This is a genomic window from Nocardia sp. GCM10030253 (assembly GCF_042675075.1).
GTDB lineage: Bacteria > Actinomycetota > Actinomycetes > Mycobacteriales > Mycobacteriaceae > Nocardia.
In genome coordinates this window covers 265097-285557 of the sequence record NZ_JBHTDL010000009.1, presented here as the reverse complement: position 1 = coordinate 285557, position 20461 = coordinate 265097, and the positions used below count along the sequence as shown (strand labels likewise).

The 20461-nt window shown below is 65.2% G+C and carries 21 protein-coding genes and 1 pseudogene; 9 read left to right on the top strand and 13 right to left on the bottom strand.

Translation table 11 applies throughout. From position 1 onward, the window contains the following. Positions 1–197: 197 nt before the first annotated feature. Entirely contained in the window at positions 198–698 is a 501-nt protein-coding gene (locus ACFQZZ_RS21980; protein WP_378683779.1) for a CGNR zinc finger domain-containing protein, read from the top strand. 73 nt (positions 699–771) lie between these two features. On the opposite strand, the gene ACFQZZ_RS21975 is transcribed toward ACFQZZ_RS21980, so the two are convergent. Beyond that, positions 772–1224 carry a hypothetical protein gene (locus ACFQZZ_RS21975; protein WP_378683777.1) on the bottom strand — a complete coding sequence of 151 codons (453 nt, stop codon included), beginning with the start codon at positions 1222–1224 and terminating at the stop codon, positions 772–774. Between the two features lie 412 nt (positions 1225–1636). Between ACFQZZ_RS21975 and ACFQZZ_RS21970 the strand changes: the two genes are divergently transcribed. The 5 genes from ACFQZZ_RS21970 to ACFQZZ_RS21950 all read left to right on the top strand — a co-directional run bounded on the left by ACFQZZ_RS21970 (position 1637) and on the right by ACFQZZ_RS21950 (position 6943). Continuing rightward, complete coding sequence (locus ACFQZZ_RS21970; protein ID WP_378683774.1) at positions 1637–2731, top strand: sugar ABC transporter substrate-binding protein; 1095 nt, start codon at positions 1637–1639, stop codon at positions 2729–2731. Between the two features lie 10 nt (positions 2732–2741). Further along, positions 2742–3515, top strand: coding sequence for an ATP-binding cassette domain-containing protein (locus tag ACFQZZ_RS21965; RefSeq protein WP_378683771.1), 774 nt, complete (start codon positions 2742–2744; stop codon positions 3513–3515). 17 nt (positions 3516–3532) lie between these two features. Then, a complete protein-coding gene (locus ACFQZZ_RS21960) occupies positions 3533–4951 on the top strand; it encodes a sugar ABC transporter permease (protein ID WP_378683768.1) in 1419 nt (472 codons plus the stop codon). A gap of 26 nt (positions 4952–4977) precedes the next feature. Next, the gene (locus tag ACFQZZ_RS21955; protein ID WP_378683765.1) at positions 4978–6144 is read left to right on the top strand and encodes an ROK family protein; all 1167 of its coding nucleotides are present in this window, start codon (positions 4978–4980) and stop codon (positions 6142–6144) included. A 442-nt stretch (positions 6145–6586) separates the two neighbouring features. Continuing rightward, a complete protein-coding gene (locus ACFQZZ_RS21950) occupies positions 6587–6943 on the top strand; it encodes an Rv3235 family protein (RefSeq protein WP_378683762.1) in 357 nt (118 codons plus the stop codon). A 38-nt stretch (positions 6944–6981) separates the two neighbouring features. Here ACFQZZ_RS21950 and ACFQZZ_RS21945 read toward each other — a convergent pair whose 3' ends face one another. Continuing rightward, positions 6982–7437 (bottom strand): nuclear transport factor 2 family protein, encoded by a 456-nt coding sequence (locus ACFQZZ_RS21945; protein WP_378683759.1) that lies wholly within the window; start codon positions 7435–7437, stop codon positions 6982–6984. A 111-nt stretch (positions 7438–7548) separates the two neighbouring features. Here ACFQZZ_RS21945 and ACFQZZ_RS21940 point away from each other — a divergent pair, with 111 nt between their 5' ends. Beyond that, complete coding sequence (locus ACFQZZ_RS21940; RefSeq protein ID WP_378683755.1) at positions 7549–8574, top strand: helix-turn-helix domain-containing protein; 1026 nt, start codon at positions 7549–7551, stop codon at positions 8572–8574. 84 nt (positions 8575–8658) lie between these two features. On the opposite strand, the gene ACFQZZ_RS21935 is transcribed toward ACFQZZ_RS21940, so the two are convergent. From ACFQZZ_RS21935 to ACFQZZ_RS21885, 11 genes and pseudogenes are all read right to left on the bottom strand, one after another. Next, entirely contained in the window at positions 8659–10134 is a 1476-nt protein-coding gene (locus ACFQZZ_RS21935; protein ID WP_378683752.1) for a mannitol dehydrogenase family protein, read from the bottom strand. A 172-nt stretch (positions 10135–10306) separates the two neighbouring features. Further along, positions 10307–11731: a WGR domain-containing protein gene (locus ACFQZZ_RS21930; protein ID WP_378683749.1), complete on the bottom strand. Its 1425-nt coding sequence runs from the start codon at positions 11729–11731 to the stop codon at positions 10307–10309. Then, positions 11664–12485 carry a nucleoside deaminase gene (locus ACFQZZ_RS21925; protein ID WP_378683746.1) on the bottom strand — a complete coding sequence of 274 codons (822 nt, stop codon included), beginning with the start codon at positions 12483–12485 and terminating at the stop codon, positions 11664–11666. The genes ACFQZZ_RS21930 and ACFQZZ_RS21925 overlap by 68 nt, the downstream gene beginning before the upstream one ends. Before the next feature lie 22 nt (positions 12486–12507). Beyond that, entirely contained in the window at positions 12508–13725 is a 1218-nt protein-coding gene (locus tag ACFQZZ_RS21920; protein ID WP_378683743.1) for an Ig-like domain-containing protein, read from the bottom strand. 142 nt (positions 13726–13867) lie between these two features. After that, positions 13868–14179 (bottom strand): annotated as a pseudogene (locus ACFQZZ_RS21915) (RNHCP domain-containing protein); the annotation flags it as partial. A 12-nt stretch (positions 14180–14191) separates the two neighbouring features. Beyond that, positions 14192–15181 (bottom strand): winged helix-turn-helix domain-containing protein, encoded by a 990-nt coding sequence (locus ACFQZZ_RS21910; protein ID WP_378683740.1) that lies wholly within the window; start codon positions 15179–15181, stop codon positions 14192–14194. A gap of 93 nt (positions 15182–15274) precedes the next feature. Continuing rightward, positions 15275–15472 (bottom strand): hypothetical protein, encoded by a 198-nt coding sequence (locus tag ACFQZZ_RS21905; protein ID WP_378683737.1) that lies wholly within the window; start codon positions 15470–15472, stop codon positions 15275–15277. A gap of 184 nt (positions 15473–15656) precedes the next feature. Continuing rightward, positions 15657–16205, bottom strand: coding sequence for a YceI family protein (locus ACFQZZ_RS21900; protein WP_378683734.1), 549 nt, complete (start codon positions 16203–16205; stop codon positions 15657–15659). Between the two features lie 95 nt (positions 16206–16300). Then, on the bottom strand, positions 16301–16912 hold the full coding sequence (locus ACFQZZ_RS21895) for an FMN reductase (protein WP_378683731.1): 612 nt from the start codon (positions 16910–16912) through the stop codon (positions 16301–16303). Continuing rightward, positions 16909–18003 (bottom strand): LLM class flavin-dependent oxidoreductase, encoded by a 1095-nt coding sequence (locus tag ACFQZZ_RS21890; RefSeq protein WP_378683728.1) that lies wholly within the window; start codon positions 18001–18003, stop codon positions 16909–16911. Before ACFQZZ_RS21890 ends, ACFQZZ_RS21895 begins: the two co-directional genes overlap by 4 nt. A gap of 111 nt (positions 18004–18114) precedes the next feature. Continuing rightward, complete coding sequence (locus ACFQZZ_RS21885) at positions 18115–18531, bottom strand: nuclear transport factor 2 family protein (RefSeq protein WP_378683725.1); 417 nt, start codon at positions 18529–18531, stop codon at positions 18115–18117. Between the two features lie 188 nt (positions 18532–18719). On the opposite strand from ACFQZZ_RS21885, the gene ACFQZZ_RS21880 reads away from it, so the two are divergent. Beyond that, positions 18720–19178, top strand: coding sequence for an SRPBCC family protein (locus tag ACFQZZ_RS21880; RefSeq protein ID WP_378683722.1), 459 nt, complete (start codon positions 18720–18722; stop codon positions 19176–19178). Positions 19179–19322: 144 nt separating this feature from the next. Next, positions 19323–20459 carry a serine hydrolase domain-containing protein gene (locus ACFQZZ_RS21875; RefSeq protein ID WP_378683719.1) on the top strand — a complete coding sequence of 379 codons (1137 nt, stop codon included), beginning with the start codon at positions 19323–19325 and terminating at the stop codon, positions 20457–20459. Positions 20460–20461: the final 2 nt, after the last annotated feature.

Below are 20461 nucleotides of genomic sequence, written 5' to 3'. Positions count from 1 at the left end.
TGCATTCCACGATGCCCGAATCGCCGAACGTGCTTGTCCCCGCGGTTGCCACCACCCCGCCGTGCTCGCTGACCAACCACTGGCCGCATACGCAGCGCAGGTAATGAACGGAGCCGTGCGACGACACGAGCGCTGGAGAGGGCCAGGAGCAGGAGGGGCAGGTGGCGATCATGGGTTCAGCCTGATGTAATGAGTTAGTGCATTTCAACCCTTACGGAGGCGCGGCGGCCGAACTCGCGGTCCGACTGGTGAACGCCGAGCCGCACCGGGACCTCCTCGAGCTACTCGGCGAATCCGGCTACAAGCCGCTGAGCTCGCTGAATGCCCGGCAAGAGGCCGAATTGCGCCGCTGGATCGCCAGGCTCGACGAGGCTTTCACCGCTCCCAGCGTCGAGTTGCTCAACGCACTGCTGGCCGAAACCACGAGCCAGCCCTACATCTCCACCCACGACGGCAGGAAGCCACACCTGCACTACGCCCGCGAGACCGCGCCCATCGATGAGCGAGTCAAGGCATACACCGCGGCCGGCCTCGCGGAACTGTTCTGCGAAGACCCGACCCGAATCGGACGCTGCGCCCGAGCAGGCTGCGGCATGGTCTTCGTCGACACCTCCCGCAATGGTCGACGCCGGTTTTGTTCGACGCGTTGCTCGAACCGTGTACACGTGGCCGAGCATCGAGTTCGCCGATCGGCCTGAAGGCGCTGGCAATCAGGTGCAGCCGACGCTCTGGTGCGTATCGCGGGAACAGAGCGTCGACTGCGGTATTCGATCAGGCGGAGATGATTCCGCTGTAGATCGAGAAGCTCCGGCCCTTTGTCTGGCAGCTGAAGCTGCCGTGGAATCCGGATTCACACCTGGCCCCGGCGTGCTCGATGAAAGGCCCCCACCTGCCGTCGCCGGTCCTGGCGTCGTAGAGAGTCGGGTTGCCGCCCGGCAGTGTGCGCGGCGTGCCACCGGTGAAGGTGGGGTGGGCGGGCAGTTGCGGCTGGTCGATGACGATGTTCCGCACGGGGAAAAGGAATGGCAGGAACGAGTATTGGATCTGCATGGAGTTCGCCAGATCGCATCCGACGGTGCCGTCGCCGGTAATAGCGCACTGCAAAATGCCGTTGCTGAAATACACGGTGTTCCCGTCATCGGCCTGTGCCGTACCTGCTAGCAGGACCGGGGCCGCCGCCGCGGCCGCGAACACGCCGACGAACTTCTTGATGATGCGCTTCACGCAAACTCCTCGATGATTTCGATTGCCGGCCGAACCTCTGGGTCTGTCGATCCCAACGAGGTATTCGTTTCAGCTATCGGCGAAGATTGCATCATCCCAGGCGTGCGCATATTCGTCGTTCGCGCTCGGGGGAGCCGCCCACTCACACGCAGACGAAGGGGCCGCGCGCGACTCGCGGCACCGATGCCGTCGGCGCGGTCACTGTTGCCGAATCGTGATGTTATCTGGACCCTCAGCACCCCCTCCCGGCATATGTTGTTGCCCACAACATATTAGCTCGACGCGGTGCCGGAGTCCTTCCGACGGGTCGTCGGTTGTTCCAGGAAGGTTCCTCCAGATGCGGACTAAAAGCCAGGTCTCGTTGAGAAAAAACGGGCACGGACGGGCGCGGGTCGGGATGCGGCACGGGGCTGTGGCGGTGGGGCTGGTCGGGATATTGGCGCTCACTGCCTGCGGCGCGAACTCCTCTCGTGAGGATGAGGGCGGCGGGACGAACACCGGGGGTGGCAAGAACGGGACGATCGGGGTGATCCTGCCGGAGACCGCTACCTCGGCTCGGTGGGAGGGGTTCGACAAGCCGATGCTCGAGAAAGCCTTGAGCGCACAGGGTTTCGATGCCGATGTGCAGAATGCTCAGGGGGAGGTGCAGAAGTTCACGACCTTGGCGGACGGGATGATCGCCAAGGGCGTGAAGGTGTTGATCATCGCGGCGATCAACAGTGAGGTCGGCGGTGCGGTGGCGGCCAAGGCGAAAAAGGCCGGTATTCCGACGATCGATTACGACCGGCTCAATCTCGGTGGGTCTTCGGACTACTACGTTTCGTTCGACAACGTGCGGGTCGGACAGTTGCAAGGTCAGGGGTTGGCCGATGCGCTGAAGGGCAAGCCGGGTGGGCAGGTCGTCGAGATCGAGGGGGCGCCGACCGACAACAACGCCACCCTGTTCCACGACGGGCAGCGGAAAGTGCTTCAGCCCCTGTATGACTCGGGCGCGCTGAAGCTGGTGCAGAGCCAGCCGATCGATGGGTGGAACAACCAGACGGGCGGCACCACCTTCGAGCAGATCCTGACCACGAACGCCGGGAAAGTCGACGGGGTGGTCGCTGCCAATGACGGTCTGGCCGGCGCGGTGATCACGGTGCTGAAGAAGAATGGGCTCAATGGGAAGGTGCCGGTGACCGGCCAGGATGCGACGGCCGAGGGCCTGAAGGCGATTCTGCGCGGGGATCAGTACATGACCGTGTTCAAGCCGATACAGCAGGAAGCCGATGCGGTGGCCAAGCTTGCTGTCGCGCTCGCCAATAACGACAAAGCGGCGGCCGATGCCCTCGCTACCGGTGTGAGTCGGGATGCGAAGGGCAAGCGTGAGGTCAAATCCGTGCTGCTGGAGCCGTTCTCGATCACCCGGCCGGATGTCAAGCGGGTAGTTGCCGAAGGGTATGTCCCGGCGCGGGAGATCTGCGGCGGCGACCTGGCGGCGGCCTGCACCGAGCTCGGCATTTCCTGAGGCGCGGACTATGAGTGAGCCGCTTCTTCAGATCACCGGTCTCAATAAGAGTTTCGGACCGGTCCACGTCCTGCACGATGTGGATTTCACGGCGCCTGCCGGTGAGGTCACCGCTCTCGTCGGCGACAACGGTGCTGGCAAATCAACATTGGTGAAATGCATTGCGGGCATTCACGCTTTCGACTCCGGGACGGTGAAATACCGGGGTGAGCCGGTGCACATCCGTGGTCCGAAGGACGCGGCGGAGCTCGGAATCGAGGTCGTTTACCAGGATCTCGCGTTGGCGGACAATCTCGACATCGTGCAGAACATGTTCCTCGGGCGGGAGCGCGGGCGTCCGTGGCTGCTGGACGAGGCGAGCATGGAGGAGGCGGCACGGCAGACGCTGGCATCGCTGTCGGTGCGCACCGTGAAATCGGTGCGCACCCCGGTGTCGGCGTTGTCCGGCGGGCAGCGGCAGACGGTTGCCATCGCGAAATCGGTGCTGTGGAACAGCAATTTGGTGCTGCTCGACGAGCCAACGGCCGCGCTCGGCGTCGCCCAGACCCGGCAGGTCCTCGACCTCGTCCGGCGGCTCGCCGAACAAGGCCTCGGCGTGGTGCTGATCAGCCACAACATGGCTGACGTTTTCGAGGTCGCCGACCGTATCTCCGTGCTGTATCTGGGCCGGATGGCGGCCGAGGTGCACACCAAAGACGTCACCCACAGTCAGGTCGTCGAACTGATCACCGCGGGCCGCTCCGGTGATCTTGGGCTGGCTCGACCCGAATCCGCGGTGCTGTGAACGAGAAAGACAACGAGATGACGAATACTTCCGCTGTCCCGGCGAAAACGGCGGTCGCCGACTTCGGGATCGACACCACGACGCAGTCCACCGCCGATGCGGTCCGTGAATACCTGTCCCGGCTGCGCGGCGGCGATATCGGCTCGCTGCCCGCGCTGCTCGGACTGGTCGCGCTCGTCATCATGTTTTCGGCGCTGTCGGATGTGTTCTTCTCGCTGAACAACATCGCTAACCTGCTCGCGCAGGGAGCGGGGCAGACGATTATCGCGATCGGCATCGTGTTCGTGCTGCTGATCGGGGAGATCGACCTGTCGGCAGGCACCGCGTCCGGCGTGGCGGGCGCCGTACTTGCCATGCACTATGTCGAAAACGGAAATCTGGTCGGGGGTATGGGTTCGACGGTGTTCATCATCTTCGTCGCGATGCTCATACTGGCGGCCGTGCTGGCGGGGCTACTGCGGATCTGGCCAGGCGTCGCGATGTCGCTGCTCGGGCTTGTGCTGGCAGTGTCCGGGCTTGGGGCGAATCCGTGGATCGAGATGCTCCTCGCGGTGTGCGTCGGCACCGCGATCGGCTGCATTACCGGCTTCCTCATCGCCAAGATCGGCATGCCGTCGTTCGTCGTAACCCTCGCGCTGTTCTTGGCGTGGCAAGGGGTGATTCTGCAGTTGATCGGCGAGGGCGGTGTGCTCGGCATCAGCTCGTCGACGGTGCTCGATCGAGTGGCCAACGGCAATCTGTCGACGGTGGGCAGCTGGACGCTGTTCGTCGTGGCGGCAGGAGGATATGCGGCGCTCACCATCGGCCGACACATCTTGCGACTGCGGCGCGGCCTCGTCACTCAGCCGACACCCCTTGTGGTGGCCAAGGTTTCGACGTTGACCGTGCTGGCGGCGGTGGCTACCGCGTTGCTGACGATCAACAGGTCTCGCAATGACGCCATCGAGATCCGCGGTGTGCCATACGTGGTGCCGATTGTCTTGGCACTGCTCGTCGTCGGAACCTATGTCCTCAACCGGACGACGTACGGCAGGCACATCTACGCGGTCGGCGGCAATCGCGAGGCCGCGCGGCGGGCGGGCATCAACGTCACCCAAATCCGGGCGAGCGTTTTCGTGGTGTGCTCGTCGTGCGCGGCGATCGGCGCGATCGTCTACTCGTCGAAGGTCGGCTCGGTCGATCCGCAGGCGGGCGGGCTCAACACCTTGCTGTTTGCCGTCGGTGCCGCGGTGATCGGCGGCACCTCGCTGTTCGGCGGCAAGGGTCGGGTCGCGGACGCGGTGATCGGCGGCACGGTGCTCGCTGTCGTCGCCAATGGACTCGGTCTGCTGAAGCAACCCGCCGCGGTGGTCGCCATCGTCACCGGGCTGGTGCTGTTGCTGGCTGCGACCGTCGACGCGCTGACGCGCCGCCGCGCCGCCACAACGGAAGGTTGAGTGCGGGTGATGGTATTCCTGAGGGCATGACCAGCCCCGCCGTCGCCCGCCCGGACGAGTTGCGACGAGTCAACCGGGCGATCCTGCTGCGCCGGTTGCACGCGGGCGGCCCGGCGACAAGGGCGGCGTTGGCGACGGAACTCGGTCTCAACCGTTCCACCATCAAGATGCTGGTGGACGGTCTGGCCGAGACCGGAGTGGTGGAGGAACGGGTGCCCCGGCTCGCGCGGGGCGCGGGCAGACCGTCACTGCTGGTGCTGCCGCAGCCGCAGGCGGTGGTCGTGCTCGCGGTGGACGTGCAGGTGGAACATGTCGGGATTGCGCTGATCGGCCTCGGTGGCCAGATCCTGGGCCGCGACAGCTGGAATCTGCGTGGGCGACAACGAGAGTCGGGCGAGGTGATGACCCACGTCGCGGAATCCGCGGCACTGCTGGCCAGCGACCTGGGTCTGCGCCCCGCCGCAGCAGGGATCTCGGTACCGGGCGTGGTGCGCCGCTCCGACGGCCATGTGCACGACGCGGCCAACCTCGACTGGATAGATGTCGCGCTGGGTGATCGGATGCGCACGCTGCTCGGTGTTCCTGTGGTCGTTGGCAACGATGCGGAGTTCGGCGCGCTTGCCGAGCATCTGCGCGGCGTCGGACGCGGCGTATCGGACGCGGTGTTCGTCTCGGCCGACATCGGAGTAGGTGGGGGACTTATCGCGCAGGGTTCGCTATTGCGTGGAGCGGCGGGATATCTCGGCGAGATCGGCCACATGACGGTGCGACCCGGCGGCCGAAAGTGTCACTGCGGTAATGAAGGCTGCTGGGAGACCGAGGTCGGCGAGGCAGCGCTGACCCGAGCTCTCGGCCTCGCCGCCGACAGCCCACGTGGTGCGATCGTCGCGGAACTCCGTGAGCTGGAACGCAATTCCGCCGCGATCCACCGCCTTGACGAGTACATCGACTGGCTCGCACTCGGTCTGGTGAACGTGGTCAACATCCTCGGCCCCGAACTGGTCGTCCTCGGCGACCTGCTCACCGCGCTGCCCGACGCCGTAGTGGAGCGAGCCGCCGACCAGGTCCGCCGCCGCAGCATGGTCAGCCGAGCGATCGGCGGTGTTCGCATCGAAAAGTCCTCCCTCGGAGCCGATCTGAAACTTCTTGGTGCCGCGGAAGCCGCATTCGACGGTGTTCTCGCCACCGTCTGACCGCGCCATCTCCTCGCGGATTTGAAGGCGTCTGCTCGGGCGATCGGCGGTGTTCGCGGCGAAAGTCGCTCTCGGAAGCGCGGCTGAGACTCTCGGTGCGGCACGTACGACACTGTGCGACGGCATGCGGCGGTTGTGGTCGGGAATCGGTGTGCCCGAGCGGACGCTTGGGTTGCTGACCTGCATCTTTACTCGGCTCGAAATCCGTGGCATGCTATCGCGATTCGGTCGCGGGGGTCGCGATCTGGGGTGAGGGGGATGTTGGATGGACGGGTATCGCAGGGCGTTGTCGCGTGCGCCGCGGAGTGAGCCGCCTTTGCAGCCGTGCAGGCCATCTCGTCGGGCAATGGAGTTCGATGAGTTGCCGGTGGCTGCGCGCGAGCGGATGTGTCACGCACGCTCGCCGGGGGATTCGGCGGGCGTTCGTCGGACTCGGAGCGGATTGTCAGCCGCGGAGGCGGCGGTTCTCGAAGTAGATTCGGCGACAAAGATATTCGTCGATAGAACATTGCGGCTCGCGCTCGAGGTGCTCGATCATCGGCGGCCGGTCGCGCAGCTTGTCGCTGTCGCGGAGGCTCCGGTGGTGTCCGCGATACGGACTCTGGTCAGAGCCGACCTGGCACCGGGCCGGACGCTGGGTGCGGCGGTGCTGACCCGGGTGGATGTTGTCATGGTCGATGCCGCCGCCGCGGAAGTGTGCGCCGCATACGACCGCAGCCGCCGCCACTTCGCCCTGGCCGCCAGGATCACCCACACTCGCGCCAAAGGCTGGCGCTTGAGCGTGCTGAGATTGTTTTGATGGCGAGCCGAACTGTTCGAGATTTCCCGATCTGGTCGTTACCGGCGAGGTAGCGCAGGATCGCCGGTAGGGGCTTCGGTACCGCCGAACATTTCCTGACCGCGGCGGGTGTCCATGTACTCGCGCACCCGGTGGATCAGGCCATCGGATAGCTCGAAGATGAAGCAGTAGTCATTGTCGTAGTGGCGTCCGTTCATCAGGGTTGCGCGGATACGGGTCTCCACTACGACTGTGGCGCCCTCGGCGGTGAGGGCCTTGAAGTCCACTCTTCTGTCGGCCGCGAATACCGAGGGGAATTCGGTGGTCAGGAAGTGCACGACGCGGTCTCGGCCGATCAGGTGATGGGTGCCGTCGAGTGCGCGGGCAGTGGCGTTGTCCGGCGGGGCGAGCCATTCGATGTCGGGTGTGAACAGCGGGGCGATCCGGTCGGGGTCCTGGGTGGCGAACTCGCTCCACGCCCGCAGGATCAGCTTCTTGCTTGTTGTTGCGTCCATGCGGCCAATCCTGGGTCGCGCGCGGCCGCCGATCCGGCCATATTCGGACGCGGTGACAGACCTGTCCGAATATGTCTGGTCGGCGAGCTTTCCTGCGCGCAGACTTCGGATATGGGAGCGTTCCAGGCCGTTGTCACGACAGGCATCTACTGTCTGCCGCCGTGTCCGGGACGCCCACTGCCGTCGAACGTCGTGTCCTTCACCTCGCAGGCCGGTGCGGAAGCGGCGGGGTTTCGCGCATGTCACCGGTGCAGGCCGTATCGTGCCGAGGCCAGACTTACGAGCACATCCGAATTGGTGTGCCGCGCGGTCGATCTCATCGCAGAGGGCGCACTGGACGTGGGCAATGAGGCGGCGCTCGCCGCTCGGCTCGCGGTATCGGAACGGCATCTGCGCCGGATGTTTCACGATCACGTCGGCGCAACACCCGATCAGCTCGCGCGGTCCCGTCGCGCGCATTTCGCCCGGCGCCTGCTGGACGACACTGACCTCTCGATTACCGACATCGCTTTCGCCGCCGGTTTCGGCAGCCTCCGCCAGTTCAATCGAGTCATGACCGCCACATTCCGATCCGCGCCGCACGAGCTGCGCCGACGACGGCGCCGCGCGGATCGGCTGGTCGCCGACGGCGGTCTCACCCTGCGCGTTCCGCTGACCGCGCCCGCGGACGGACGACTGTCACACCTCGCTCGCCACGCGATCCGCGGCATCGAGAACGCCACGACGACGATCTACCGACGGACGGTGAGTGTCGACGGCGATCCCGGAGTGATCGAGATCAGCGCGGCCGAACCCACCGATGCGCGGCTGATCACCCACCTACCTCGCATCGAAGGGCTCATCCACCAGGTCGACCGGGTGCGGCGTTTCCTTGGCGGCCGCGGTTGGGACGCCTTCGAGGACGGTATCCGCGCCATCGTGGCCGACCACGTCGGCGCGGCAGCGGCCCCCTCCGTCCTCGGCGAAATCGTCACAGAGTACGGCGCACCGATCGCCGGGCTCCGGCAGTTCGGCCTCAGCCACCTCTTCCCGACGATGGCTGTCCTTGCGGACTTCCGTGGCACCGGCGTCGACGACGAGTGTGCTCTAGCCATCCGCGACTACAGTCGACATCCCCGTCCGAATCTGTCTCGGTAACCGAACACCGCGTTCGTTGCCATGTCGTCGATGGTGCCGGTCCACTCGTTCACGAGTCAGCGAGTTGCGCTTCAGGTGGCTCGTTCATTCGCGCAGTAGGTCGACCACAGTGGCCCGCGCGCCACGGGTATGCAGGCTTGCCAAGGCCGTGCGGTAGGCCGCGACGAAGCGGGGCTCGTCGATCAGGTTTCCGAACACGGATCGGTCGGAGAGGAATACGGTCGGGTCATCGCGCTGGCGGCGGGCGAGTGCCATCAGGCGATCCCGCAGCGGATCGACGACGTCGATCGGTTCACCCTGCTCGTCGATCCCCTCGCAGTAGCGCGCCCACGCGGCGACCACCGTTGCGGCGCACACTATTTCGCCGCCCTCGGCCAACTGGCTGCGCACTACCGGCAGTAGCCACTTCGGTATCCGGTCGGACGATTCCGCGCACAGTCGCGCCACGGTGTCGCCGATCGCGGCGTTGGAGAACCGTTCGATGAGCGTGTCCCGGTAGGCGTCGAGGTCGATACCCGGGACGGGCAGCAATGTCGGCCGCGCCTCCTTGTCCATGTACCTGAGCAGGAATTGTGTGAACGTGGGATCCTGAACGACCTCGTGCACCAGCCGGTATCCGGCCAGGTGTCCGAGATAGCACAGCGCTTGGTGGCTCGCGTTCAACATCCGCAGCTTCATCAATTCGTAGGGCGCGACGTCCTCGACCAACTGCACACCGACCCGGCCGAAATCGGGTCGGCCCAACGTGAACGCATCCTCGAGCACCCACTGCATGAACGGTTCGGTCGCTACCGGCCATCCGTCGTCGATGCCGAACCGGCGAGTGAGCTCGGCCGTCATGGCAGCGGTCGTGGCGGGGGTGATCCGGTCGACCATCGAATTCGGGAACGCGCCTTCGTGGGCCAGCCAGTCGGCCAGTTCGGGATCGCGCAGTCGGGCGAAGGCGGTGAAGCAGGTGCGGGCAACATGTCCGTTACCCTGAATGTTGTCGCACGACATGATCGTGAACGGCGCCGTTCCGCGTGCTTTGCGCCGTGAAAGCGCCTCGGTGACAAGGCCGAAGACGGTCGCGGGGACAGCGCCAGGAGCCAGATCGGCGCGGATGGCGGGATTCGCCACGTCGAACTCACCGGTGGTCGCGGAGATGTTGTACCCACCCTCGGTGATGGTCAGCGACACAATGCGGGTGTCAGGGTGGGCGAGTTTCTCGATGACCGCTTCGGGATCGGCCGGTGCGTAGCGGTAGTCGACAATCGAGCCGACGACGCGAGGTATCCAGGTGCCGTCGGGTTCGGTGATGCACAGCGTGTACAGGCAATCCTGCTCGACCATCACCTCGCTCATCCGATGATCCTGCGCGAGCACGCCGACGCCACAGATTCCCCATTCCCGGGCGACGCCCAGCTCGAGGAGCAGGTCGAGGTACCGGGCCTGGTGTGCCCGATGAAAGCCGCCGACACCGAAATGCACTATCCCGGTACGTATTCCGGTGCGGTCATAGGTGGGTGTCGATACCGGAGCGCCGAAATCGGAAAGGGTCCGAGAGTTGAGTGCGGTCATCGCCGAGACCGACTGAATGTTGCCTGGGTCACATTTCGGACGATACCGTACATGATCAGCAGCGCGGGTATTGCCGACTGCGATGGCCGCCGAATCAATGTCCGCGGCCAGTAGGTCGTATTACGAACCAGGCGTAGCAGGAGAATTCCGGTACGCCTGGTTCGTGGTCACGTCAGCGCAATCGCCGGATATCGCCACGGACTCGGTAGAACCCACCGCGAGCCGACTCGGCGACCGCGTCGACGACGTACCGGACGCCTGCCTCGCGAATATCGCGGGGGAACTGGACGTTCCAGCCGCGCTGGTAGCCGGGGGATACGACATGTACCCGCAGGTTGCCGCCATCATTGACGCACTCCACGACGATGCCCGTGCCCGCGTCGACAGCGACTTCGACTGTGCTGCTGGGAGTTACGGCGGAGATCTCCGGAGCCTTGACCGACATCGTCTCGGGCAGAACGCCCTGCTCCGCATCGTGGATGGCCGCCTCGCTGACGTCGAGACAGGCCAGCGTCCCGTTCGTGGTGACGAGGTACAGCTTGTCGTCGTGGTACTGCATGGAGTACGCCGATCCGCAGCCGGTGGCCAGCTTCCAGAGGCGCTGACCGCTGGAATCGAAGCAGTAGACCGAAGAATAGTTGTCACCCGCGAAGACGTAGCGGCCGTCCGGTGAAGTGGCACAAGAGAATACGGCGGCATCGCACTGGTAGGCGCGGTCGGACCGGCCGTTCTTGGCGACCATCCGCACCTGGCGGGTGCTGGTGCCCGCGTACACCGCGTCGGTCTCCTGCCAGCCGAAGAGGACCGGACCGCCGGTGCGGACATGCCACTGATGGTTTCCGGTGGTTAGGGCGTATTTGGTGACACCGTCGGAATGGCCGTGGTAAACACCGTCGCGGTCGATGCGCACCATCCAGCCCGAGTTGCCGGTGCTGCTCCGGGTCCACAGCGACTCCTCCTCGTGGTCGATCACGGTGATGCCACCGTCTCGATCGGAGACGCCGAGAATGCCGTCGTGGATGTCGAGCCAGTAGATGTCGACGTTGGCGGCGATGTCGTAGGCGGCCCGGGGCACCTTGCCGGAAAGGTCGTATACCCTGCCGTCGTCGCACCCGGCGTAGATCCAGAAGTCGTCGGCCACAATGCATTTGACCGCATCCGGCAGACGGAATCGGCCGGTGACATCGCCGGCGGGCGTCAGGGTGAATACGTCGCCGTGCTCGTTGCCGACCCAGCAGCGGTGCTCGTCGACGAAGATGCCGAAGGCGGCCGCTCCCGAGTCGAAGGTCCACAGGACCGGTGCCGACTTCGCGGTGGAGCGCTGGCTGACGATCGCGCGCCGGGTGACGGGACGCTTGGTCCGCGCACCCATGACCGCGGGGGCATAGCCCCGGCGCACCTTCGCGCCGACCTTCTTCGCGGCGGCGGACCTCGCTTTCTCCTCGGTGGCAAAGGAGCTCACCTGAGTCTGTCCCTGGTCGCCGATGCGTCCGTAGCGAATGGTCACCTCGGTGCCCGCTACGACAACCTCATAGAACTTGTGTGCCGAACCGCCGTCTTCGGACAGTTCGAGATAGGTAGTGCCCCCGGTGGTCATTCGCATAGCCCCGCTTTTTTCGTGAGATCAGAACATCTCGAAAGTTAGCAAGGGGCACCGACATTCCCCGTGCGCCACCGGCGGGCAGCGAGGTTGTCGCAGGCACAGTCCGGCCTCGTATCGGGACAGCGCGCAGGCTTCCTCGAGCGGTCCCGCGTGCGTTGTAGACGGTGAGGCCATGATCGGCGGCCATCCGGCTGTAGGCGGCGAAGACTTCCAGCGCCTGTTCGCGCAGCACATCGGAGACCACTTCGATGCCGCGGCTGCGGAACTGCTCGGCCCAGTCCGCGCGCATCGGGCCTTCGTCGAAGCCGGTCAGCTGCTCCAGTTCCGGGCCTTCACCGGCGACGACCAGGCGTTCCACGCCCGACCACAGGGTGGCGCCGTAGCACTGGGCGCAGGGTCGCCAGTTGACGACGAGCTCGCGGTCCGGAGCACCGGCCGCGCCGAGGTCCCAGCCTCCGACGCGGGTCTGTGCGAGCGAGAGCGCGACGATCTCGGCGTGCGCCGCCGAAAGGCCGCTGGCGAGAACGAGGTTGACGCCGGCTGAAACGATTTCGCCGGTGCCGCTGTCGACGACGAGTGCGGCGAACGGGCCGCCGGAGCCCTCCACCGGGTTGCGTGCGGCGAGCTTGTGCACCAACGACATTCGTTCCTCGTCGGTGGCCAGTGTGTTCGGCACCGCGTTCAGCTCGTCGAATACCCAACTCGGCAGGGTGGCGCCGTAGGAGCGCGGCATGGTCGAGATGTCCAAGGCACTGCCCTTCGGTCGAAGATCAGCGCAGTGCGCTGCCCTGTTGCCACTGGTCCCACGGGAGGCCCCAGTCGCCGTTCTGCCAGACCTCGAGCGGGGCGCCGCCGGTGTTGCGGACCTCGACGATGTCGCCGGGCACCGCGAAGTTGAAGAACCACTGTGCGTTCGCGGGGCTGAGGTTGAGGCAGCCGTGTGAGGTATTCGTATTGCCTTGGGCCCACACACTGGATGCCAGCTCGTGCAGATAGATGCCGTCGGTACTGATCCGGGTCGCCCAGTTGATGGTTTCTTTGTAGCCGAGTCGGGAGTTGACCGGCAGTCCGAAGGTGGAGGAGTCCATGATCACCGGGTTGGCCTTGTTCATGACCGTGTACACGCCGGGCTGGGTCCAGAAAGTGATCGTCTTTCCCGCGACCACCTCGCTGCCGCCCATGCCCATCGAGGTCGGCATGGTGCGGATCAGATTGCCGTTCTCGAAAACCTGAACCTGCTTGGTGTTGTCGTCGGCGATCGATACGTGGGAGGCGCCGATGGTGAACGAAGTCTTGCTGTCCTCCTGGCCGAACAGGCCCTTGCCGAGCTCGGCGCCGAAGATGTTCGCCGCGACGCTCACCTTGGTGCCCGGCGTGTAGTACTGCTGCGGGCGCCAGTGCGCGTTGCGGTTGTCGACCCAGTACCACGAGCCTTCGACAGTCGGTGTGGTCGTGACTACCAGCCGCTTCTCGGCGGCGGCCCGGTCGGGGATGTCCTCGTCGAAGTGCGCGACGATGACGGTGCCGACGCCGAACGTGCCGCCGTCGGTCAACGGTGTGCCGCCGGTGGTGTTCAGATAGGCCTTGGTCTGGTTGTTCGGGGTCAGCGTGGCGAACGTCGCCGTCGTCGGGCCGGTGGGGCCGGTGATCGTGAGTGCCTCGGCGGTCACCTTGTAGACGCGGCCGTAGCCGAGCGGCTCGGCGGGTTTCCAGGCTGTCTTGTCGGGGGTCAGGATGCCCTCGACAGTCTTGCCCTGTTCGTTGGTCATGGTCACCGAGGTCAGCTGGCCGTCGCCCGCGGTCACCCGGACCGGGCCGAGCGGGTCGACATCGCTCGCGCCGTCCTCAGGACTGATGGAGATCGCGGCGGACGCCGGATCGGCAGGTCCCGTCGCCTGCTTCGGCGCCGAGGAACACGCGGCGACGACCAGGGCTGCCACCAACACAACACCCGCTGCGACACTCGATCGGAAGCGGCGACTCGACATGGATCTCCTATGCACGCCGTGTGTTCCCCGCGGCGCACCATCTAGTTACTGTCCCGCCCCGTAGTTTACCGGCGGCTGAGGGTAGCCTTGCCGGCGCTGACCGACCTGGGCGAATGACTTGATTCACAGGCACCGGACGCTCTCACAACGCGAGGAGTGCCCGCTGACCGATCCGTGGATCGGCCAGCGGGCGCAAAGCGATCCGCATCAACGCCAGCGCGTTGTCGTCACCGGCGATGCGGTTGGCCTTCAACGATCCGCAGGCCAGGCACTGATGGACGAGTAGCCATTCGCCGTCCTCGCGTGCGGACATGCTCACCACGGTCATCCGGCCGCCACAGGATTCGGCCCGATCGCCCGGGACACGCCGGTCGACGTGACGGCTGGTCAGACAGTGTGGGCAATGGTTGCGGTGTGCGGTGCCCGGCGCGTCGACCGGGACCTCGAGCCGACAGCCGACACACCTTTATGCGATGCGTACGCCGCTGTCGAGATCACCGTCGAGCAATGCCGCGCCGAGTGTCGTCACCTCGTGCCGCATGGCATTACGGTGCCGTCGGCTCTCGATCAGCCCGGACTCCCGCAAGATCGAAGCGTGTTCACTCGCCGTTGCGGGTGAAACACCCAGTCGGCGAGCAAGTTCGGTCGTGGTGCAGCCTGCCGCGATCTCCTGGAGCGCGGCTGCTCGCGTCCGCCCGAGCAGGGCGTTCAATGCCTCGTTGGTCGCGCGGGGACCCCACGCCGCCGCGAAATCGCCGATGTCACGCAATACCGGGACAACCAGCGTTTTCGGCGCGTCCTTTTCGACGGTCGAATGCAGCACGAGCGCCCGGGGGCCGACGAACAGCGAGGGAACGATGATCAAGCCACGTCCGCCGAGCGGCTCGGCATGGCATTCCCTGGGGGTATGGACTTCCAGGATGGGCGCACGCCAGTGCACGTATGGGCGCAGTCCGGCGAACAGTCCTTCGACGCCTTCGGTGGCCATCGTCCGAGCCATTCGTTCAGCGGCCACATCGAGATACGACTGAATGTGCACCCATCTGCCTGCGAATGCCGCCGTATGGAACGCCTCGACGGCAGCGGCGACATCGCGCAGCGCACTGCCATCTCGGTCGGGTAGATACGCCGTCCACGCAGGGAGTGGCCGGTATCCGAATTGTGCGCGGCGGCGAACCACGGCGTCCAGCTCCCGGCGGATCTCGACGCGCGATGCAAGGTGCAAGGCCTCGATACCCTCGGGCATCGAGCGCGCACCTCGGGTGGGGGTGATCAAATCGACGAAGTCGTCCTCGGCGGGAACGATGCCGGCGAGGACACCGAAGTCGTCCGGCATCGCGTCCTGTACCTGCCTGCGCCAGCCGTCGAACACGGCCACGCCGGTGCGTTGCACAACCCTGGTGGCCAAGATCGTTTCACCGAGTGCACCGAGTGGCGCCCCGATCCGGACACGCATCAAATCCTCAGGTGTGCAGTGGATTCGCTTCATGGGCTGCCCCGCATCGTCGTGACTCGATACCGCACCACGGTACGCGCGTTGTCGAGGACCTCACCGCCGTGCGGAGGTGAACGGATCCAGTCCCGTCAGCAGTGCGTCGACTGTGGCGGGTGGCCGTGGCGCCAGCGGCTCCTGTTGCACCGGCTCGGCCGTTCGCCACCGCTTCCACGCGACCGCGACACTATCGACCGCGTCCGCGATCGCCAGCGCGACAACTCCGTCACCCCGCGCCGCTACATCCTTCGTCATGTCGAACTCCTGAGTCGTTGGCGCTCAGCAGCGTAAGAAACGGCGGGCAGTACGCGCACCATCATTCGGCTGAGGCCGAAACACCACGCGGGTGCGCACGAACGGAATCGGCGCCGAGCCCCACGGGTGGGACTCGGCGCCGATCGGAAGCCGTTGCAGCGGCTTCAGCTTTCGAGAGGGGTGATCAGCTCTGCAGCCCGACCTCGATCTCGAGGGTAAGGGTGATCTTGTCGCCGATCACGGCGCCGCCGTCGGGCAGCGGCATGTCGATGGTGATGCCGAAGTCGCGGCGGTTGATGACGGTCTTGGCTTCGAAGCCCGCGACCGGGCCGTTGCCCATACCCGGGTTGACGCCGAGGAACTCGACATCGAGCGAGACCGGCTTGGTGACGCCGCGGATCGTGAAGTTGCCGTCCACCACGAAGTCGTCACCATTGACCCGGAATCCGGTCGAGGAGAAGGTGGCGACGGGGAAGTCCTCCGCGTGGAAGAAGTCCGCGGTGCGCAGGTGGCCGTCGCGCTGCTCGTTGTCGGTGGTCACCGAGTCGACGCGGATCTCGGCATCGGCCTGTGCGGTGCCGTCCTCGTTGATGACCAGCTTGCCGGAGAAATCGGCGAACCGGCCGCGGATCTTGCTCACCATCAGGTGGCGAACCGAGAATCCGAGGGCGGAGTGGGCGGGGTCGATCGCCCAGGTTCCGGTGGTCAGGGCGTTGACGGTGTTGGTCGACATGATGTCTCCTAATATAATTGATTATTCAATTACTGTGGTGTGAAAAGGGTATCCAGCAGTAGCGCTGGGGGATTGGTGCGCCGGTGCACCAGTGGTCAGCTCGCGGCACCTCCGAGCAATTGCGCGAACGGCACCGGCTCGTTGTAGGGATCGGACGGGCGGTCGTGATGCGCCGTGGCCAATGCGTCGGCGAATTCCACTGCCGCGCGGTCGATTCGGGCGCTGAGTCCGTCGGTGTCGGCGGACGCCCAGTCTTCGGAGGCCGCGTACACCGAGGTCGGCGCGATAACAGCGCGCAGGTAGGTGAACATCGGCCGCACGGCGTGCTCGAGTGCGAGGGAGTGGCGTGCAGTGCCGCCGGTCGCGCCGATCAGCACCGGCATTCCGGTGAGTGAATCCGACTCGGGCACATCGAAGAAGGTCTTGAACAGGCCGCTGTAGGAGGCGTTGAAGATCGGTGTCACGGCGATGATGCCGTCCGCTTCGACGACGGTGTCGATCGTCTCCCGTAGGCTGCCCGCAGGGAAGCCGGTCACCAGGTTGTTGGCCAAATCGTGGGCATGGTCACGCAATTCGATGACATCGAACCGCACGGCCCGACCGGACGCGGTCAGCGCCCGATCGGTCGCGGCGGCAAGGCGGTCGGCAAGCAGTCGAGTCGACGACGGTTGTGACAGCCCGGCCGAGATGACGGCGATGCGAGTCACTCCGCTACCTCCACTACCGTGTTTCGGGCAGCGACGAGAGCGGCGTGGGTCGGTGCCGAGGGGACGTGCTCCGGGCGCAGCGCGTCGAATTCCTTGCGCAGCACGGGGACAACCTCCTCGCCGAGTAGATCGAGTTGTTCCAGCACCGTTTTCAACGGTAGGCCCGCGTGGTCCATCAGGAACAATTGGCGCTGATAGTCGCCGAAGGATGTGCGGAAGCTCAGCGTCTTGTCGATGACCTCTTGCGGACTGCCTACGGTCAGCGGCGTCTGCTCGGTGAAGTCCTCCAGGGTGGGGCCGTGGCCGTAGACCGGGGCGTTGTCGAAGTACGGACGGAACTCGCGCACCGCGTCCTGAGAGTTCTTGCGCATGAAGACCTGTCCGCCGAGGCCGACGATCGCCTGGTCCGCGGAGCCGTGACCGTAGTGCTCGTAGCGGCGCCGGTACAGCTCGATCAGCCGCTGGAAGTGCTCCTTCGGCCAGAAGATGTTGTTGGCGAAGAATCCGTCGCCGTAATAGGCGGCCTGCTCGGCGATTTCGGGGCTGCGGATCGACCCGTGCCACACGAACGGTGCGACACCGTCGAGCGGGCGGGGTGTCGAGGTGAACGACTGCAGCGGCGTACGAAACTTGCCCTCCCAGTCGACCACGTCTTCGCGCCAAAGCCGGTGCAGCAGATGGTAATTCTCGATGGCAAGTGGGATGCCGTCGCGAATGTCCTTGCCGAACCAGGGATAGACCGGCCCAGTGTTGCCGCGCCCGAGCATCAGGTCGACCCGGCCGTCGGCCAGGTGCTGCAGCATGGCGAAGTCCTCGGCGATCTTCACCGGATCGTTGGTGGTGATGAGCGTCGTGGAGGTGGACAGTTGCAGCCGCTCGGTGTGGGCGGCGATGTAACCGAGCATCGTGGTGGGCGACGAAGGCACGAACGGCGGGTTGTGGTGCTCACCGGTAGCGAATACGTCGAGGCCGACCTCTTCGGCCTTCCGTGCGATCGTCACCATCGCCTTGATGCGCTCGTGTTCGGTCGGCGTCCGACCGGTGGTTGGATCGGTGGTCACGTCCCCGACCGTGAAGATTCCGAACTGCACGACACCTCCTCAATCCAAGTCTTACATCCATTTGGTGGATGTGGCAACCAATGGAACGGGGATGGCGCGCTCGCTATTCCGTCGCGGGGAAATGTGACCTACGTCATGCTTTTATGTGCCCGCGGCCTCGCGTTCGATCTGCTCGGTGGCCTCGCGTTGGATCCGGTCGAACTGGGCGCCCATGGCCGCGGCGAGCGCATTGGCTGCGGAGAGCGGGCGGATCATGACCATGAGGTCGTCGATCTTGCCGTCGGCATCCATGTGGATGAAATCGCAGCCGGTGAGCTGCTTGCCGTCGACGGTGGCTTCGAAGACCAACGCGTGGTCGAGTCCGTCGGCGTCGGCGATCTCACGGATGTAGTGGAACTCTTCGAAGACGCGCATCACGCCGCGGATGATTGCCGCGGTGATGGCCCTGCCCGGGTAGGGCTTGAATGCGACGGGGCTGGTGAAGACCACATTGTCGGCCAGCAGTGCTTCGATGGCGGCCGCGTCACCAGCTTCGACGGCTTTCCGGAACGGGTGCATGCCCCACCTTTCATAGTCAATTTGTTGAGTATCTGATTCGAACGCTATCGAGGCAGCCGGGCGATGTCCAGAGGCACATGGACGCCGCCGCAGCTGCATCGCGAGCTCGGCCGCACGGCGGCCGATGAGCTTGGACCGCCGCATCGTCACGCGTTTCTAGTCCGTACGGTCGGTGATAGCGTTCGGGCATGTACGACAGCGTGACGGTTCGGATGGCCGCGCCCGCCGGCAAGATCTGGGAATTGGTCAGCGACATCACGAATACCGGACGATTCAGTCCGGAAACGTTCGGCGCCGAATGGCTCGGTGGTGCGACTGCCCCCGCCGTCGGCGTCAAGTTCCGTGGCCATGTCAACCGCAATGGCTGGGGCCTGAAGTATTGGACGGTCTGCCGGATCGACGCTTGCCGGCCCGGCCGTGAGTTCGCCTTCACCGTGCTCGGTCCCCGCGGGATGGCGGTCAACACCTGGAGCTACCGGTTCGAGACGGTCGAGGGCGGCACCGATGTCACCGAGTCGTTCCGGCTGGCCGACATCATCCCGCTGCGGCTGTATTGGCTGGTGGCCGGTCGGGCACGAGGAAGGACCAATCGTGACGGCATGCGCGAGACGTTGAACCGCATCAAGGGGTTCGTCGAGCAGGAGTGATACCGAGTCGTCGGTTGTTGCATATCGGCGACGGTTCGAACCGAAGGAGTCCCGTGCGGGTATGCCCTCGCGCAGTACTTGGATTCGAGCCTCGAATGATCGCCTATCGGTAGGACGGTCACGGGCAGAGGAGAATGAGGCCCGATGAGACGGTTTGCCATGACGGCATTTTTGGCTGTGGCCGCAATGGTTTCGCCACTGGCTCCGACGACGTCGAGTGCCGATCCGGGATCCGTTCCGGTGCACACCGAGAAGCTGCAGGAAGGTCTGGACGCACTGGTCCGGGGCTCTTTGGTGCCCGGTGCGCAGTTGGTGCTCACCGAGAACGGAACCGATACCCAGCTCAATAGCGGTGTAGGCGATTTGACGACCGGTACGGCCTTCCCGGATGCGGCCCAAGTGCGGATCGCCAGCAACACGAAGACCTTCGTCGCAACGGTCGTGCTGCAACTGGTAGCGGAACATCGAATAGAACTCGACGCGCCGCTGGAGCGGTATCTCCCGGGCCAGGTCCACGGACCCGGTGGCGACGGCAGGCTGATCACCGTCCGAAATCTGTTGCAGCACACCAGCGGGATCCCCGACTACCTCGACTATGTGGACCTCGGATCGGTCGAGGCATTACGCCGGTATCGACCGGCCGATGAGCTGATCCGAATCGGCCTCGACCAGCCGTCCGTATTCCTCCCCGGCTCGGACTTCGGCTACTCCAACACCAACTATCTGTTGGCGGGCAAGCTGATCGAGGAGGTCACCGGTTCCTTGGTGGGCATCGAAGTCACCCGCAGGGTCCTGGTGCCGCTCGGGCTCCGCAATACCTACTGGCCATTGTTCCCCGTGGAGAACGTGATTCGGCAACCGCATCCGCGCGGATATCACAACTTCGGCGGCACCCTCGTCGACATCACCGACATCGACCCTGGCTGGGGTCTTTCCGACGGCGCCCTGGTGTCCACCGGCGCCGACCTGAACCAGTTCTTCATGGCCTTGCTGTCGGGAAGGCTGCTGCCACCCGCCGAACAGGCCGAGATGCAGCGCACCGTTCCCACCGATGACCCACGTCGTCCCGCCGAGGTAGGTCTCGGCCTGTTTCGTCGAATCAACCGCTGCGGCATCGAGACCTGGAGTCACGGCGGCGCCATGAACGGCTTCCTCGTCTTCGGCGCCGCGACCGCTGACCGCGCAGTGACGGTCAGTACGAACCAACTCACCGTCCTACTCACTATGGGCGTATTCCTGGGCGAAATGGAGGACCTCGTCGATACGGCTCTCTGCGGGTAGTG